This is a genomic window from Rhodospirillales bacterium (assembly GCA_023898785.1).
GTDB lineage: Bacteria > Pseudomonadota > Alphaproteobacteria > Micavibrionales > Micavibrionaceae > TMED27.
The window spans coordinates 1,458,901-1,472,844 of the sequence record CP060239.1 but is presented as its reverse complement, the minus strand read 5'-3'; the positions used below and the strand labels follow the sequence as shown (position 1 = coordinate 1,472,844).

At 50.3% G+C, this 13,944-nt stretch carries 19 protein-coding genes; 12 read left to right on the top strand and 7 right to left on the bottom strand.

Going from position 1 to position 13,944, the window contains the following annotated elements; translation table 11 throughout:
* Positions 1-27: 27 nt before the first annotated feature.
* From H6859_07430 to H6859_07420, 3 genes are read left to right on the top strand one after another with little or no spacing between them, the layout of a single operon-like run.
* The gene (locus tag H6859_07430) at positions 28-378 is read left to right on the top strand and encodes a hypothetical protein (GenBank protein USO04985.1); all 351 of its coding nucleotides are present in this window, start codon (positions 28-30) and stop codon (positions 376-378) included.
* Positions 379-432: 54 nt separating this feature from the next.
* The gene (locus H6859_07425) at positions 433-783 is read left to right on the top strand and encodes a hypothetical protein (protein USO04984.1); all 351 of its coding nucleotides are present in this window, start codon (positions 433-435) and stop codon (positions 781-783) included.
* A 44-nt stretch (positions 784-827) separates the two neighbouring features.
* Entirely contained in the window at positions 828-1,742 is a 915-nt protein-coding gene (locus H6859_07420; protein ID USO04983.1) for a hypothetical protein, read from the top strand.
* Here H6859_07420 and pdxT read toward each other — a convergent pair.
* The 5 genes from pdxT to H6859_07395 form a co-directional block, all read right to left on the bottom strand.
* A complete protein-coding gene (gene pdxT, locus H6859_07415) occupies positions 1,739-2,323 on the bottom strand; it encodes a pyridoxal 5'-phosphate synthase glutaminase subunit PdxT (GenBank protein ID USO04982.1) in 585 nt (194 codons plus the stop codon). The two genes, H6859_07420 and pdxT, sit on opposite strands and share 4 nt — an antisense overlap.
* A gap of 71 nt (positions 2,324-2,394) precedes the next feature.
* Positions 2,395-2,619: a hypothetical protein gene (locus H6859_07410; GenBank protein ID USO04981.1), complete on the bottom strand. Its 225-nt coding sequence runs from the start codon at positions 2,617-2,619 to the stop codon at positions 2,395-2,397.
* A 78-nt stretch (positions 2,620-2,697) separates the two neighbouring features.
* Complete coding sequence (locus H6859_07405; protein ID USO04980.1) at positions 2,698-3,564, bottom strand: class I SAM-dependent methyltransferase; 867 nt, start codon at positions 3,562-3,564, stop codon at positions 2,698-2,700.
* A gap of 6 nt (positions 3,565-3,570) precedes the next feature.
* Positions 3,571-4,470, bottom strand: a complete 900-nt coding sequence (pdxS, locus tag H6859_07400) for a pyridoxal 5'-phosphate synthase lyase subunit PdxS (protein ID USO04979.1) — start codon at positions 4,468-4,470, stop codon at positions 3,571-3,573.
* 100 nt (positions 4,471-4,570) lie between these two features.
* Complete coding sequence (locus H6859_07395; protein ID USO06730.1) at positions 4,571-5,581, bottom strand: YeiH family putative sulfate export transporter; 1,011 nt, start codon at positions 5,579-5,581, stop codon at positions 4,571-4,573.
* A 145-nt stretch (positions 5,582-5,726) separates the two neighbouring features.
* Here H6859_07395 and H6859_07390 point away from each other — a divergent pair, with 145 nt between their 5' ends.
* Positions 5,727-6,386 (top strand): hypothetical protein, encoded by a 660-nt coding sequence (locus H6859_07390; protein USO04978.1) that lies wholly within the window; start codon positions 5,727-5,729, stop codon positions 6,384-6,386.
* A gap of 9 nt (positions 6,387-6,395) precedes the next feature.
* Here H6859_07390 and H6859_07385 read toward each other — a convergent pair whose 3' ends face one another.
* Positions 6,396-6,572 carry a hypothetical protein gene (locus tag H6859_07385; GenBank protein ID USO04977.1) on the bottom strand — a complete coding sequence of 59 codons (177 nt, stop codon included), beginning with the start codon at positions 6,570-6,572 and terminating at the stop codon, positions 6,396-6,398.
* On the opposite strand from H6859_07385, the gene H6859_07380 reads away from it, so the two are divergent.
* The 7 genes from H6859_07380 to gcvPB all read left to right on the top strand — a co-directional run bounded on the left by H6859_07380 (position 6,571) and on the right by gcvPB (position 13,434).
* Positions 6,571-6,816 (top strand): hypothetical protein, encoded by a 246-nt coding sequence (locus tag H6859_07380; GenBank protein USO04976.1) that lies wholly within the window; start codon positions 6,571-6,573, stop codon positions 6,814-6,816. The two genes, H6859_07385 and H6859_07380, sit on opposite strands and share 2 nt — an antisense overlap.
* A gap of 64 nt (positions 6,817-6,880) precedes the next feature.
* On the top strand, positions 6,881-7,561 hold the full coding sequence (locus tag H6859_07375) for an RNA pseudouridine synthase (GenBank protein ID USO04975.1): 681 nt from the start codon (positions 6,881-6,883) through the stop codon (positions 7,559-7,561).
* Between the two features lie 77 nt (positions 7,562-7,638).
* Positions 7,639-8,739, top strand: a complete 1,101-nt coding sequence (gene gcvT / locus H6859_07370; GenBank protein ID USO04974.1) for a glycine cleavage system aminomethyltransferase GcvT — start codon at positions 7,639-7,641, stop codon at positions 8,737-8,739.
* A 33-nt stretch (positions 8,740-8,772) separates the two neighbouring features.
* Positions 8,773-10,146 (top strand): site-2 protease family protein, encoded by a 1,374-nt coding sequence (locus H6859_07365; protein ID USO04973.1) that lies wholly within the window; start codon positions 8,773-8,775, stop codon positions 10,144-10,146.
* On the top strand, positions 10,139-10,516 hold the full coding sequence (gene gcvH, locus H6859_07360; protein ID USO04972.1) for a glycine cleavage system protein GcvH: 378 nt from the start codon (positions 10,139-10,141) through the stop codon (positions 10,514-10,516). The genes H6859_07365 and gcvH overlap by 8 nt, the downstream gene beginning before the upstream one ends.
* 99 nt (positions 10,517-10,615) lie before the next feature.
* Positions 10,616-11,896, top strand: coding sequence for an aminomethyl-transferring glycine dehydrogenase subunit GcvPA (gene gcvPA / locus H6859_07355; GenBank protein ID USO04971.1), 1,281 nt, complete (start codon positions 10,616-10,618; stop codon positions 11,894-11,896).
* Positions 11,893-13,434, top strand: coding sequence for an aminomethyl-transferring glycine dehydrogenase subunit GcvPB (gene gcvPB, locus H6859_07350; protein ID USO04970.1), 1,542 nt, complete (start codon positions 11,893-11,895; stop codon positions 13,432-13,434). The genes gcvPA and gcvPB overlap by 4 nt, the downstream gene beginning before the upstream one ends.
* Here the strand turns inward: gcvPB and H6859_07345 are convergent.
* The gene (locus H6859_07345) at positions 13,431-13,607 is read right to left on the bottom strand and encodes a hypothetical protein (GenBank protein USO04969.1); all 177 of its coding nucleotides are present in this window, start codon (positions 13,605-13,607) and stop codon (positions 13,431-13,433) included. The two genes, gcvPB and H6859_07345, sit on opposite strands and share 4 nt — an antisense overlap.
* Before the next feature lie 136 nt (positions 13,608-13,743).
* Between H6859_07345 and secE the strand changes: the two genes are divergently transcribed.
* Positions 13,744-13,935, top strand: coding sequence for a preprotein translocase subunit SecE (gene secE / locus H6859_07340; protein ID USO04968.1), 192 nt, complete (start codon positions 13,744-13,746; stop codon positions 13,933-13,935).
* Positions 13,936-13,944 lie beyond the last annotated feature (9 nt).

The window sequence follows — 13,944 nt, the reverse complement described above, 5'->3', positions numbered from 1 at the left end:
GCAGAGAATAAATAAAGGCTGGCATCCATGGAATTCGTTAACAAAGACGCTGATATGGTTTTGGTAAACACAACGCCCGAAGAACTGAAAAAGCTCGCGGCGATTATGCGGGCGTGTCATTCCTATGACCCTGTTTTGTGTGAAATGGACAGTGACGATCTGTTAGATCTCGCAGATCGTCTTGATAAGGCAGAACAGGATAGCTGGGTTTTTCATGATTTAGAGATACTCTATCTCTATAATATTCTTATATTTGCCCGCAGCCTTGGAGACGAGTGTCGTTCTTCATCCCATTATTTTAATAATGTTACAGAGCAAGATATAGTGTACATGTGGGCACAATTAAAAAAAATTGATGAACTCAGGCATCTTGCATAGCTTTGCAGTTTGTCTGATAGTTTATCGCATAAGAACATACAAAGATCAGAATCCATGGAATTTGTTAACAAAGACGCCGATATGATTTTGGTCAACACAACGCCTGAAGAACTGAAAAAGCTCGCGGCGATTATGCGGGCGTGCCACGAATTTGATTTTGTATTATGCGAGATGGATTCGGAGCATTTACTCGCCTTGGCCGAACGTTTTGAAAAGACCGAAGAAAACAGCTGGGTGTTTCACGATATGGAGCTGTTTTACATACGTAATATTTTAAATTTGGCCATTCGCGGGATGGGTATTGAACGATTTAATAGATTTTGTCAAAAAACTTTTACCCGTGAAGAGCTTGAAAAAATAGAGCATGATATCGATCAAGCCTATGATTTAGCTCGAAAATCTTAAAACTTTCTTTACGCCCCTGCCCTATACTATTGGCAGGGTATGTAATGAGTGAAAAAACCACGATAGAACAAGCGGTTGAACGCTTTTTAGATCATGCACATGAGGGGCATGTGCTCGGTACGCGAAACGGTTATAACGAATTTGCCGAATTTGGTGTGGAAAATGCGGATCAACTTCGAGATTTTATTCATGCAACTCTTAATGATCCTGAAACGCGGGCTTTCATAACAAGTAAAGATGGAAGCCATATCTCTTTTTACAATGACCGTGATAATGTCTTTATCGCGATAGAACCCAAATCCGGCGGAACGATTCACCGGCCCGATCTCAAAAAATATCCTGATTATTTTGATAACAAGCTTGCTTCATGGAAGGCGCAATTGGGCGATAATTTTCTTGAGGTGAAGTCCGGCGGGCTACCGGCCCTACAAGAAGCTTTCACAGAAAAATTTGGCCATGTCATGAAAATCGGGCCTTTGGCACGGCTGGGCCAAGCTTTTGATGTGGCGATAGATGTGGCGCCGAGGGTATTAGGGCGTACATTTAAATTCATCCCCCTCGCCGGGACGGCAGCAACATTCATGATCGCCCGCGCCGAAGCCGCCGATTTGCGTGAAAAGGCCTATGAAGCTGTTGCTGATGGAAAATTGCCCGAAAATGCTCTGAATCATTATGAAGGTGTACTCAAGGCGCGCCAGTTACAGGCCAATTTGGACGTTTCAATCATTGGCCGCGAAGTCGAAGTTCAGGAATATTACGCAAATTTCGTTGCGGCATATCCGGAGTTTTTCAAACAATCCCCCGAATTGATAGAAAATCTGGAACCGCCATCGCTGGCCGAAGATCTATTTGGTCAGGAACTTGATCATAACATGCCGGAATGGGCACAAAATCCTGTTGCTGCGAATAATCCCAGCCAACCCCAAGCCATACAGACACTCCCACTAACCAAGCCTTAAGCTGCTTTCTGCATTTGCTTGCTGACAATCTCCACAAACGTGCGGTGCATCGGTGAAGGAAAATCCTGCGTCAATTCCGGGTGAAAAGTACTGGCCATATATTGCCCGCGTTTAACCCAGACCGGTGTATCTTCATGACGGGCCAGAACCTCCACGCTCTCATCAACGGCTGCAATCACCGGCGCGCGGATCAACGAAACTTCATACCCTTCAATGACCGCGTGATGGCTGTCAATCTGCCGCCCATAGCCGTTGCGCTGCACCGTGATGGGGAGCAGACCAAAGGATTTCTGGTTTGGATTTTCAACTTTTTCGGCAATCAAAATTGATCCCGCGCAAATCCCCCACACCGGGTTCTTCGCAAATTGCCCGGCCAAAACGTCCCACAGATCAAACCGCTCAATCAGCTTGAGCATCGTTGTGCTTTCCCCGCCGGGCAGGATAAATCCATCCACCTCTTCAAACTGCGCCGGGGTTTTAACCGCGCGAAATTCCGCCCCGCAGGCCTCAATATGTGGCCGGTGCAACTCCACCGCCCCTTGCAGGGCCAGACAACCAATGATGGGTTTTTGTTGAATCATGAACGCCCTTATACAGAAAATAAAAATCCCCGCAAGTGCGAGGATTTAATTCTTAAACTAAAAGGTTTTTCTTAAAGATATCTGTAATATCTATCAAGTTCTTGCTCTGCCTTCTTCATCCCTGCTGGGAGTTCTTGACCTTTTGATCTCATTTTATGAGCTTGGTCTTCAAACATACCTGCTGGTTCCAGATAGCCTTCCCCTGTTTCATCTACTGCATGCGTCCAGTGAACATAAAAAGCGTCCTTAATTCTTTCAATACCAGAAAACTGATCTGTTTTTGGGCTTGTAGGCATAGTTCTTCCTTTTTCTCGTATAAGTTTGAGGCAATACGAACAAAGTTAAATATTATGTCAACAATATTTTGTTGGCCCCTATTCACTATCTTCCCCTGCGCTTTGCATCACCAACGCCAAAGAAGTCTGGTTTGAGCCTTGCTTCGTCGGCCAGGCAAGCGCCCCCAATGGCTCAACAACCGCATGGGGTGATTGTTTTTGAATGCGCTCCAGAGCCTTGAACGGCCCATATATTATATTGCCGTCCTGAAACAAGGCTTGCCCGCCCGGATAATAATCATGCAACAAAACCACCCCGCCGGGCTTTAAAATTTTCAGCGCCAGCGCCATTTCATGATAAACGCCCTTGGCCGTATGATCGCCATCAAGGAAAATAAAATCAAAACGTTTTCCGTCGTCATCAGCTAGCGCCGCCATATAGTCTTGCGCCGAATTGACAACAAAATTGCACAATTCCCCGCAGTCCAGCGCTTCCAGGTTTCCCTGCGGAGAACGCTCCATCCCTAGGCCGGCCCAAGCGCCTGTTTGCGGGTCGTTAACGTCCAGAATATCCACGGTTGTCAGGCTTGCTTCTTCTTGCGCATAGCGAGACATCGCTTTGGCGATATAGACGCTGGAAGCCCCGATATGCGTGCCAACCTCCAGCACATTTTGCGGTTTTAACGCGCTGATCAGATAATAAAGCGCACGCCGATCACCGGGATTAATGCCGCCCCATTTGTCACTTTCAGGAAATACACTGGAAATTTCGTCGCAGTCTTTTTGCCAGCATGTGGCAATATCTTTGTCTGCCCAAATGGATGAAAACTCAAGGCTATTGGCAGGTTTTAAATTTTCTGCCGTAAAATTAAGCGGAGCCAGCGTGTTAACAGCATGCCCATCGCGTAAGGCACGCGCTGCGTTTATAACAGACTGAGGCAAAAGCTTTTTGATGGCGCTTTTCATAGCGCTTTACCACCCTCTGTTGGCCATTTTCATCGGCTCTTCAATCTCGGAAATTTCCGTGCCGCGCATTGCCACACCTTCCAGCTCTTTCGATGCTTCCAGTACAACCGCCGGATCATCGAAATGCGCGGTCGCTTTCACGATGGCACGCGCGAATTTTTCAGGGTTATCGGATTTGAAAATCCCGGAACCGACAAACACGGTTTCTGCGCCAAGTTGCATACACAGCGCTGCATCTGCTGGTGTAGCTACGCCGCCTGCCGCAAAGTTCGGCACCGGTAATTTACCTTCGGCCCGCACCATTTTCAAAATTTCATACGGCGCGCCCAGATCCCGCGCATAGCTCATCAGCTCAGATTCATCCATGTTGGTCACGCGGGAAATCTGCGCGTTAATTTTGCGCATGTGGCGCACAGCTTCAACAATATTGCCAGTGCCCGGCTCACCCTTGGTGCGCATCAGCGCCGCACCCTCGCCAATCCGGCGGCATGCTTCTCCCAGATCCTTCGCGCCACAGACAAACGGCACTTTAAAATCATGCTTGTTGATATGATATTCCTCATCCGCAGGCGTTAGAACTTCGCTCTCGTCGATAAAGTCAACGCCCATGGCCTCAAGAATTTGAGCTTCGGCAAAATGCCCGATCCGGCACTTGGCCATTACGGGGATCGACACCGCCGCCATCACCTGCTCGATAACTTCCGGCGGACTCATCCGCGCAACGCCACCAGCCTTGCGAATATCCGAAGGAACGCGTTCCAAAGCCATAACAGCCACCGCGCCAGCATCCTCGGCCACCTTGGCTTGCTCTGCCGTTACAACGTCCATAATGACGCCGCCTTTCAGCATCTCGGCCAGGCCGGTCTTTATATTGATTACGGTGTTAGAGCCGCTCGTTTTGCCCATGACTATACAATCCTTATATTGTGTGCGCTCCGGCACTTAAATCTACGAAAGAGCGCTATTTATACATATCTATGGCGTAAATGCAAAGAGTCTATCGTGTCTAAATACCACCCAGCGCGCCCATGACGATTTTGGTAATAAAAAATCCGCCAAAAATCAGCCAGATGAATAGGAGCAAGGCCAGATAGACGGGCTTAAGGCCTACGCCTTTGAATTTCGTAATGCTGGTTTCCATGCCCAGCGCACCCATCGCCATGGTCAGCAAAAACGTATCAAAGCTGATGAGGCTGCTGACCATCTGCGCAGGCAACAAATGCAAGGAGTTAAATCCGGCCACCGCAATAAAATATATTGCGAACCATGGAATCAGAGCAGGCTTTTGCCCTTCCTCATTTTTTTGTGCAATATTCTCGGCCCCGCGCCAGAACCATAAACCCAGCAAGATCAGGAATGGCGCCAGCATCATTACCCGCACCATTTTTACAATCACCGCCGCATCTGAAGTGGCTGGATCCACCGCTGCGCTGGCCGCGACCACATGGGCGACTTCGTGGACCGATCCACCAATATACACGCCCATTTCATCCAGATTCATGGGCACTAGCTCAAGACGGTATGCGGCGGGATACAAAAACATAGCCAGAGTTCCAAAGATGACAACCGTTGCCACGGCGACCATGCTCTTATAGGGCTTGGCTTTGATAACAGCCTCGGTCGCCAGCACCGCCGCCGCGCCACAAATCGCCGCCCCCGCAGCCGTGAGAATAGTAACCTCCCTATCAATCTTGAGCAGCTTTACCCCAACCACATAACCAATCAGGAAGGTCAGCCCCACCATCAGTGCGCTGATCACAACCCCGGAAACGCCTATGGCTGCAATGTCCTGAAAGGTCAGGCGAAACCCGTAGAGCACAATTGCCAGCCGCAAAACCCGCCGCGCCGCATAATCAATCCCGCTGATCCAGCTCTCCGGTATGTATTTGCGAGCGGAATTCGCGTAAACCATGCCCAAGACCATCGCGATGATCAGGCCGTGGATATGCAGCGTCTTAAGAACAGGCAGGGCGGTCAAAGCACCCGCGCAGGCTGCCAGCATAACCACCATCCCCATGCCCTTTAAAAAAGGTCCATCAATTTTGGGAATTATCGCGCTCATAAACAAACCTATAAAATTATGAAAATATTGACATTTTGTCTTTTTGGTTTTACAAGCTCGATACTACAATAAAATACCGTTTAAAACCTGAGTTAAGGCCATGACTGATAATAAGTCGATAGGCATCATGCCGGGATCCTATAATCCAGTTCATCCTGGTCACGTTGATACAGCACAGAAAGTCAGAGATCAACACAGACTTTCTGAGATTTGGTTGTTGCCAATCACACAATCTACGACAAAACGGAGCTTACAGGCTGAATTTAATCAAAAAGTTCAAATGTGCAAGATTATAGCCATGCCGCATTCTCAGTGGCTTAAAGTTTCAACGGCGTATCGTGATCACGGAAGCGGCCTGATTGGACAGTTACAATCATACAAAAGAACAATTGAAGACATATCAGAAAAAAATCTGGACACCGATTTATATATTGTGGGTGGAGAAGACTTTGCCAAAAGATTGTTATGGGCCGCGCGTATGCTCCACATTGCTGCTGCAATGAGCAATGTTGTGAGTGCGGGTAAAAAAATAAACTGGGGAGTGGTCATTAATGCTAGCAAACGTTTGGAAAAAGCATCAGATATTTTAAGAACACCCATACTAACAACAGGCCGAAGCACACTGACATCTTCAAGTGAAATCAGGCAGCAATTTGCCGCAGGAAGTACGCCTGGGGTTCTTCCAGAAGAATTGGCAACCTACATTGCCGAGCATAAGCTCTACAAAGATAAAGACCCCGATTACTCATTAGTAGCATAGACTTTGAGTTTATTGGTCATTCTCTTCCTCCGGCATGCAGCACGCGCATCCCGCTCCATGCCCCTTCGGCGCAATATGCACTCCGGTTAGCGGCTTAATATCTTCTTTTTCGAGATCTTTATCTTGCGTGCTCATAGCGCTGTTTGATAAATCATTTGAAAGAACAAATAAAGGATGATTACGCATGAGCGCCCCCCTTGTCGAAACCCTTTCACTCGAACAGGCCAAAGAAGCCATTTACACCTCGCTGACCAACGACAATGAGGACATAGATCTGCATATAGCCAATCTCAAGGCTGCCATGAACGCTGCTGGTGAAAAGGAAGCGGTCTTTGCGCCTGATCGTTTAAGTCAGAATAACCGCGCAGGCCGGAAAATGATGCAAAGCTATTTCAAAAAGCGCGGCGTGAAAGTTGTCTTTGCGAGCTAGCTCTTTCATTTACGCGCCCTCGCAAGAGGCGCTCAATATTCTCCATCAAGATGGAGACGTGCTGGTGCTCTCTAAACCCGCCGGGCTGCTCAGCGTTCCGGGCAAAGCGCCGGAACATGCCGATTGCCTTGAAACACGCGCCAAAGAACAATTCCCCGGAAGCCTGCTGGTCCACCGCCTCGATATGGATACTTCCGGCATATTCGTTATGGCGATGAATAAGGCTGCTCAGGCCAATCTCGGCAAACAGTTCGAACGCCGAAAAGTGCAAAAAACCTATATCGCCCGCGTTTGGGGCGTGCCGGAGGAGCGCGAAGGCTGCGTCGATCTTCCCCTGCGCTGCAATTGGGAAAACCGCCCGCTACAGATGGTCTGTCACGAACATGGGCGCCTTTCTCAAACCGACTGGCGGATAATCGAGCATAGCGCCTCTCCGTTATTACGAGCGCAGCGAAGCAATCCAGAATGTCCCGGTATGGATGGCCGCGTCGGGTCTGATGACCCTTCTCGCAATGACGAAATATTCAAAATATCCCGCGTTGAACTCAAGCCCCTCACCGGCCGTTCTCACCAACTCCGCGTGCATATGGCGGCGCTGGGCCATCCCATTCTGGGTGATCGCTTTTATGCTCATGAACGCGCACTCAATGCCGCAGACCGCCTCCAACTCCATGCTGAAAGCATCACGCTTCACCACCCCAAAGACGGCACGCTCACCACCTTCACCGATACTTGTCCATTTTAATAACCAAATAGCATGACTTTACAATTCTGCCGATCACATTAATGTTTGGTACTGAACAGATAAACAGGAGAACGCTCATGCTCAAACACACCGCCTTACATGATTTGCATACGAAGCTGGGCGCTAAAATGGGGGAGTTTGCAGGTTATGATATGCCGCTTTATTACGGCGAAGGCGTAATCAAAGAGCATGAGTGGGTGCGTGAATCCTGCGGTTTGTTCGACGTTTCCCACATGGGCCAGGCAATGGTGCAAGGAGCAGACGCACTGGAGTTTGTCCAAAAACTAACCCCCTCATCTTTTGAAAAGCTTGGGAATATGCGTACCAAATACACCGTGCTGCTAAACGAGGAGGGCGGCATTATCGACGATCTGATGATCACAAAAACCGGCGAGAATGCTTTCCATTTTGTCATCAATGCCGGATGCAAAGACAAAGACATCGCCTGGATGAAACAGCATTTAACCCCGAATCTCGAATTTACCCACTTCGATGACTGGGCTCTTTTGGCCCTGCAAGGCCCCGAATCGGAAAGCGTTATCTGCAAGATTCTGGGCACGGATCTGTCAGATTTACCCTATATGGGGCTATGGGCTAAAGACGATCATAAGATGTTTATTAGCCGTCTCGGTTACACGGGCGAAGATGGTTTTGAGATAGCCGTGCCGAACGCGGACGCCGCAGCGCTGGCAGAAAAATTCCTCGCCCACGATGCGGTCAAACCCATCGGCCTAGCCGCGCGCGATTCGCTGCGTATGGAAATGGGCTATGCGCTTTATGGTCATGAAATAACCGCCGAAACCTCGCCTGTTGAGGCAGGATTGAGTTGGGTGATAGGCAAAAACGCCAGCGGCTATTTTGGCTATGATCGCATCCAAAAAGAATTGGCTCAGGGCACTGCCCGCAAGCTCGTCGGGATCAAACTCACCGATAAAGGCGTTGCCCGTGAAGGGGCTGAAATCCGGGATGAAGCCGATGAAGTTATCGGTGTTCTAACTTCCGGCGGTCATTCCCCCACACTCAAAGAATCAATCGGAATGGGGTATATAAACAGTGACTTGGCCAATGTTGGTCAAAAAATATTCATCAATGTACGTGGGCGAAATATTGCGGCTGTCGTGGCCAAACTGCCCTTCGTTCCGGCCAAAACCAAATCAATGAAAAAGGCTGCAGCCTAAAGGGCCCAGCATCAGGAAAGTAAACACAATAAAATGGAAGAAGACTGGTTTAAAATCGAATATCTGATCGGCCCGCCGGTTTTTTTGCTGCTGATTTTTATCGCATTGATCTTACATGAACTGGGTCATTACTGGGCCGCGCGCCTGTTCAAAATGCCTGTCGATTCCGTTGTCATTGGCCGCGGTCGTACCCTCAGACATTGGGGTGATCACCACGGTACACGCTGGTCGTTTCGCCGTTGGCCGCTCGGCGCTCATGTGCATCTTCAAGGGTTGGAGGGCCTGTCCGAGGGCGGTTCTTTCGCCGCTCGGCCTTTTTGGCAACGCACCGTAACCATCCTCGCCGGCCCCTTGGCAAATCTTGCAATCCTGCCATTCCTGTTTTTCGCTTTCTATATATTGGTCGGTCAACCCTCAACGCCGCCGGTTTTGGTCGGTATTGAACCGGGGCTGGCTGCTGATAAAGCCGGCATGCAGGTCGGCGATCGTTTCCTCGCCGTTGATGGGAAACCCGTCGCAAATTTTCAGGACATCTGGCGCGTTGCCTATTCCAAAGGCGCGGTTCAAAGCATCTATACGATCCAGCGCGGCGATAAAATTTTTGATATACCTTTCACGCCGGGCTGGACGGAATATAAAGACGAAGATGGCATTGAGCGCAAAAATGCCCGCTTCGGTGTCACCTGGCAACATTCTCCCCTTAAGCTCAGTGCGGTGATGAGCGTCAAAGGGCAAAACACCGAAGACGATGAAGACAAAGCGCGCAGGTTACTGCTCAAAAACATGGGCAAGGAAATAATCGTCGGCTTTGAAGGCCCTGATGGAAAAGAAAAACCGGCCCGCGTAATACTCTCTACCGCGCAGAACGTCAATCTCGATAACCCCGATCATGACGACTATGAACGCGTGTTTTTTGGCCAAACGCGCGGCAATATCTATCTTGATCGCCCGGCCTTTGAATATGCCATAGAAGCACTGCGCAAAAGCGCGACAATGATCAAGAATGTTGCAGGAACACCGTTTCAATTATTGCCTATCGATCCTTACAAGCTCAAAGATTCCAGTGAAGTGATGCACGAAGATACACGCGCCCTCAATGTATTTTACAAATACATGCACCTCTTTGCATTGACCTGCGTCATAATTGCTTTGGTAAACCTTTTGCCGCTTCCCTATATGGATGGCGGCCACTTTTTGACGCAAACCATCGAACGCGTTCTTAAAAAGCCGTTGAGTCGCAAAAGAAAAGCAACGCTCTTTGTGCTGATATTTTTCAGTCTCTATGCCATAGTTGTCGTCTCTAATATGGATAAAGTACCGGGCTACATTGACTCGCGTCTGGAAAAAGTCCACGACTTTATAGATAAATCACAACCAAAATATAAGGACGAGGCAAGCAATGGCTGAGTTAAAATTTACCACCGATCACGAAGCGATATATGTTGATGGTGATCTCGCATGGGTGGGTATCACAGAATATGCGCGCGAAGCGCTGGGCGATCTGGTCTTTGTCGAATTGCCTGAAATAGGCAAACAGGTGAGCAAGGGTGATGAATTCGCCGTCGTCGAATCGGTCAAAACCGCTGCCGAAGTGTATTCCCCCATCGATGGCGAAGTCGTTGAGGCCAACGACAATATGCCAGATGATCTAGAACTGATCGCCAAGCCGCTGGCCGACGGCGGCTGGATCGCCAAAATCAAAATCACCGATCCGGCGCAGCTGGGCGACCTGATGGATGAGGCCACGTATAAGGATTATTTGAAGACTTTGGATTAAAATGAAGACGTCATTGCGAGCGCAGCGAAGCAATCCAGTTTTCCGATTTATAGATTGCTTCGTCACTGCGCTCCTCGCAATGACAGAGAGAAAGAAAACATGCGTTACCTCCCCCAGACCCAAAATGCGCGCGCGGCGATGCTTAAAACCATCGGCGTGGGCAGTATTGATGATCTTTATGTTGACGTTCCGGCTACTGAGATGGGCCACAAATTCAACCTGCCTGATCATCAAGGCGAGCTTGACGTTGAGCGTCATTTAAACGCCTATGCAAACCAAAATCACGCCGCCAGCGCCGGGCCGTTTTTCCTCGGCGCCGGGGCGTATTACCACCACATTCCGGCTAGCGTTGATTACATCATCCAGCGCAGCGAATTCCTCACCGCCTACACGCCCTACCAACCCGAAATCGCCCAAGGCACATTGCAGGCGATTTTCGAATTCCAGACCTTCATCGCCCAGCTTACCGGCCAGGACGTCGCCAACGCCAGCATGTATGACGGTGCGACCGCCACTACCGAAGCCGCACTTATGGCCTTGCGCGTGACCAAGCGCAAAAAGATCGTTATTGGAAACGCTCTGCATCCTGATTATCGCGGTGTGCTCAAATCCTACATGTGGAATCTCGATGGCGATGTTAAAATCACCGACGGCGCGCCCGATGAGCAGACTGCCTGCGTCATTATTCAGTCACCCGATTTCTACGGCGCGCCGCATAAATATGATGCCCTGCGCAAATCCTGCGATGAAACCGGTGCTCTGCTGATCGTCGTCGTCACAGAAATCGTCTCCCTTGGCCTGCTGCCTGCTCCCGCCGAAGCCGACATCGTTTGCGGCGAAGCCCAATCCATCGGTATTCCGCTCAGCTATGGCGGGCCATATCTTGGGTTTTTCGCCTGTAAGGAAAAATACTTGCGCCAGATGCCCGGACGCCTGTGCGGCATGACCGAAGATGCCGATGGAAAGCGCGGCTTTGTCCTCACGCTTTCCACCCGCGAGCAGCATATCCGCCGCGACAAGGCCACCTCTAACATCTGCACCAACCAGGGCCTGTGCGCGCTCGCCTTTACCGTGCATATGAGCCTGCTGGGTGAAGATGGCTTTAAACGTCTTGCGCGCCTCAACCACGAAGCGGCCTGCCGTACCGCCGACGCGCTGACTCAAATCCCTGGTGTGAAGCTCCTCACCGAGAACTTCTTCAACGAATTCACACTGGAATTGCCGCGGGCCTCAAAAGGCATCGTCAAAGCTCTTGCCGGGCAGGGCATCATTGCTGGGTACGATCTCGATGAAAATCAGCTCCTCATCGCCGCCACCGAAATGACCACGGATGAAGACATTGCTGCCCTGACCACGGCTATGAAAGAGGCATTAGCATGAGCGCGGAAAACAAAATTGTAGAAACTATGGACACAAAAATGAACGACGATAACCGCGGCCTGCATTACGAAGAAAACCTGCTCTGGGAAAAGGAACGTTCCGATCACCCCGGCGTGGATTTGCCAGCCCCCGCGGGCATGCCATTACGCACCGGCCAACAGGCGCGCGAGAATATCGGCCTGCCACAGGTCAGCGAACCTCAGGCCCTGCGTCACTTTGTCCGCATGAGCACATGGAACTATTCCATCGATCACGGCTTCTTCCCGCTCGGCTCCTGCACGATGAAACACAACCCGCGCCTGAATGAAAAACTCGCGCGCCTGCCCGGTTTTGCGCATTTGCATCCGCTGCAGCCCGAATCCACCACCCAAGGCGCGCTCGCCCTGATGTATGAACTTCAACAATGGCTGGCCGAGCTCACCAATCTGTCCGGCGTGTGCCTGTCGCCCGCCGCTGGAGCGCATGGCGAGCTGGCCGGGATGATGACCATCCGCCGCGCCCACGAACAAAAAGGCGACGGGAAAAAGCGCAAGATTGTACTGACCCCCGATTCCGCCCACGGCACCAATCCGGCCACCGCCACCACCTGCGGCTATGAGGTCCGCAACATCCCAACCAAAGACACCGGGATGCTTACCGTAGAAGCCTTTAAAAAAGCGCTCTATAAAACCGATCCGGCTGGCGGTGATATTGCCGGGATGATGGTCACCAATCCCAACACTTGCGGCCTGTTCGAAAAAGATATTCTCGAAATTGCCAATCTTCTGCATAAGGCCGGCGGGTACTTCTATATGGACGGCGCAAACTTTAATGCGCTGGTCGGTAAAATCCGCCCCGGCGATTTCGGTGTCGATGTCATGCACATCAATTTGCACAAAACCTTTTCAACGCCCCATGGCGGCGGCGGACCCGGCTCCGGCCCGATCTGCTGCACCGAAGAACTTGGCGCTTACATGCCCGTACCCACTGTGTTGAAAGAGGGTGAAACCTATCGATTGGAAACCGAAATCGACCGCCTGACAAACTGTGGCCGACTCAAAGGCTTCCATGGCCAGTTCGGCATGCATGTCCGCGCGCTGGCCTATATGCTTTCCCACGGCGCCGACGGGCTAAAACAGGTCTCCGAAGACGCGGTATTGAATGCCAATTATATCCTGCGCAGCCTCGAAGGCGACTACCATGCGCCCTTTTCTGCCCAAGGCCCATGCATGCACGAAGCGCTCCTGACCGATAAAAAGCAAAAAGAATGTGGCGTCCAGACCCTCGATATCGCCAAGGCGCTGATCGAAAAAGGTTTCCACCCGATGACCGTGTATTTCCCGCTCGTCGTCCCCGGCACGATGCTGATTGAACCGACCGATACGGAAAGCAAGGACAGCCTCGACCGCTTTATAACCGCGATGAAGGATATCGCTGGCGAGGCGGAGCAACGCAGTGATGCCGAAGACCACTTCCATAGTTTCCCGCATTCCACACCGCGCCGCCGCCTCGACGAAGTTAAGGCTGCCCGCAATCCGGTTTTAAGATGGAAAAATTAGTCGCCACTGCCAGCGCCAATGTCAAGGGTGGGGCCGCTGCCGGAGCTGTCTTTTTTTCCGTCCACACCAGTTATATCATGCGAGCGCGTCAGGTAAGGCAAAACAGCCTCTTGACTGGCTTCAAGAACTTCATTCAGACCGGATAATTTAAAAATTGCAGATAACATGAGCACAATCTAGCACTTTTTGCTTTCTTTTTCAATCCGTATACGTTAAACAGTCTCATTCCCTGACACGGTGGAGATCAACAAAAGCGCCAAAGCGCTCTACGAATTGTGTCTCGGAGCAAACAAAAAGGATTTTTAGAACATGGCCAGCCCCGTCGAATTTTTTAAACAGGTCCGCTCCGAAGCCAAAAAGGTCACTTGGCCTTCACGCCATGAAACAACCGTCAGCACAATCGCTGTGTTCATCATGGTCTTTATTGCCTCGGTGTTTCTGTATTTTTCAGATCAGATCATTGCATGGATTGTGCGTTTGATCATGGGTTTTGGTCTATAATAATTTTTA

Coding starts and splice junctions, on each gene's coding strand:
- H6859_07430 (USO04985.1), top strand. CDS start 28: ATGGAATTCGTTAACAAAGACGCTGATATGGTTTTGGTAAACACAACG.
- H6859_07425 (USO04984.1), top strand. CDS start 433: ATGGAATTTGTTAACAAAGACGCCGATATGATTTTGGTCAACACAACG.
- H6859_07420 (USO04983.1), top strand. CDS start 828: ATGAGTGAAAAAACCACGATAGAACAAGCGGTTGAACGCTTTTTAGAT.
- pdxT (USO04982.1), bottom strand. CDS start 2,323: ATGATTCAACAAAAACCCATCATTGGTTGTCTGGCCCTGCAAGGGGCG.
- H6859_07410 (USO04981.1), bottom strand. CDS start 2,619: ATGCCTACAAGCCCAAAAACAGATCAGTTTTCTGGTATTGAAAGAATT.
- H6859_07405 (USO04980.1), bottom strand. CDS start 3,564: ATGAAAAGCGCCATCAAAAAGCTTTTGCCTCAGTCTGTTATAAACGCA.
- pdxS (USO04979.1), bottom strand. CDS start 4,470: ATGGGCAAAACGAGCGGCTCTAACACCGTAATCAATATAAAGACCGGC.
- H6859_07395 (USO06730.1), bottom strand. CDS start 5,581: ATGGGGATGGTGGTTATGCTGGCAGCCTGCGCGGGTGCTTTGACCGCC.
- H6859_07390 (USO04978.1), top strand. CDS start 5,727: ATGACTGATAATAAGTCGATAGGCATCATGCCGGGATCCTATAATCCA.
- H6859_07380 (USO04976.1), top strand. CDS start 6,571: ATGAGCGCCCCCCTTGTCGAAACCCTTTCACTCGAACAGGCCAAAGAA.
- H6859_07385 (USO04977.1), bottom strand. CDS start 6,572: ATGCGTAATCATCCTTTATTTGTTCTTTCAAATGATTTATCAAACAGC.
- gcvT (USO04974.1), top strand. CDS start 7,639: ATGCTCAAACACACCGCCTTACATGATTTGCATACGAAGCTGGGCGCT.
- H6859_07365 (USO04973.1), top strand. CDS start 8,773: ATGGAAGAAGACTGGTTTAAAATCGAATATCTGATCGGCCCGCCGGTT.
- gcvH (USO04972.1), top strand. CDS start 10,139: ATGGCTGAGTTAAAATTTACCACCGATCACGAAGCGATATATGTTGAT.
- gcvPA (USO04971.1), top strand. CDS start 10,616: ATGCGTTACCTCCCCCAGACCCAAAATGCGCGCGCGGCGATGCTTAAA.
- gcvPB (USO04970.1), top strand. CDS start 11,893: ATGAGCGCGGAAAACAAAATTGTAGAAACTATGGACACAAAAATGAAC.
- secE (USO04968.1), top strand. CDS start 13,744: ATGGCCAGCCCCGTCGAATTTTTTAAACAGGTCCGCTCCGAAGCCAAA.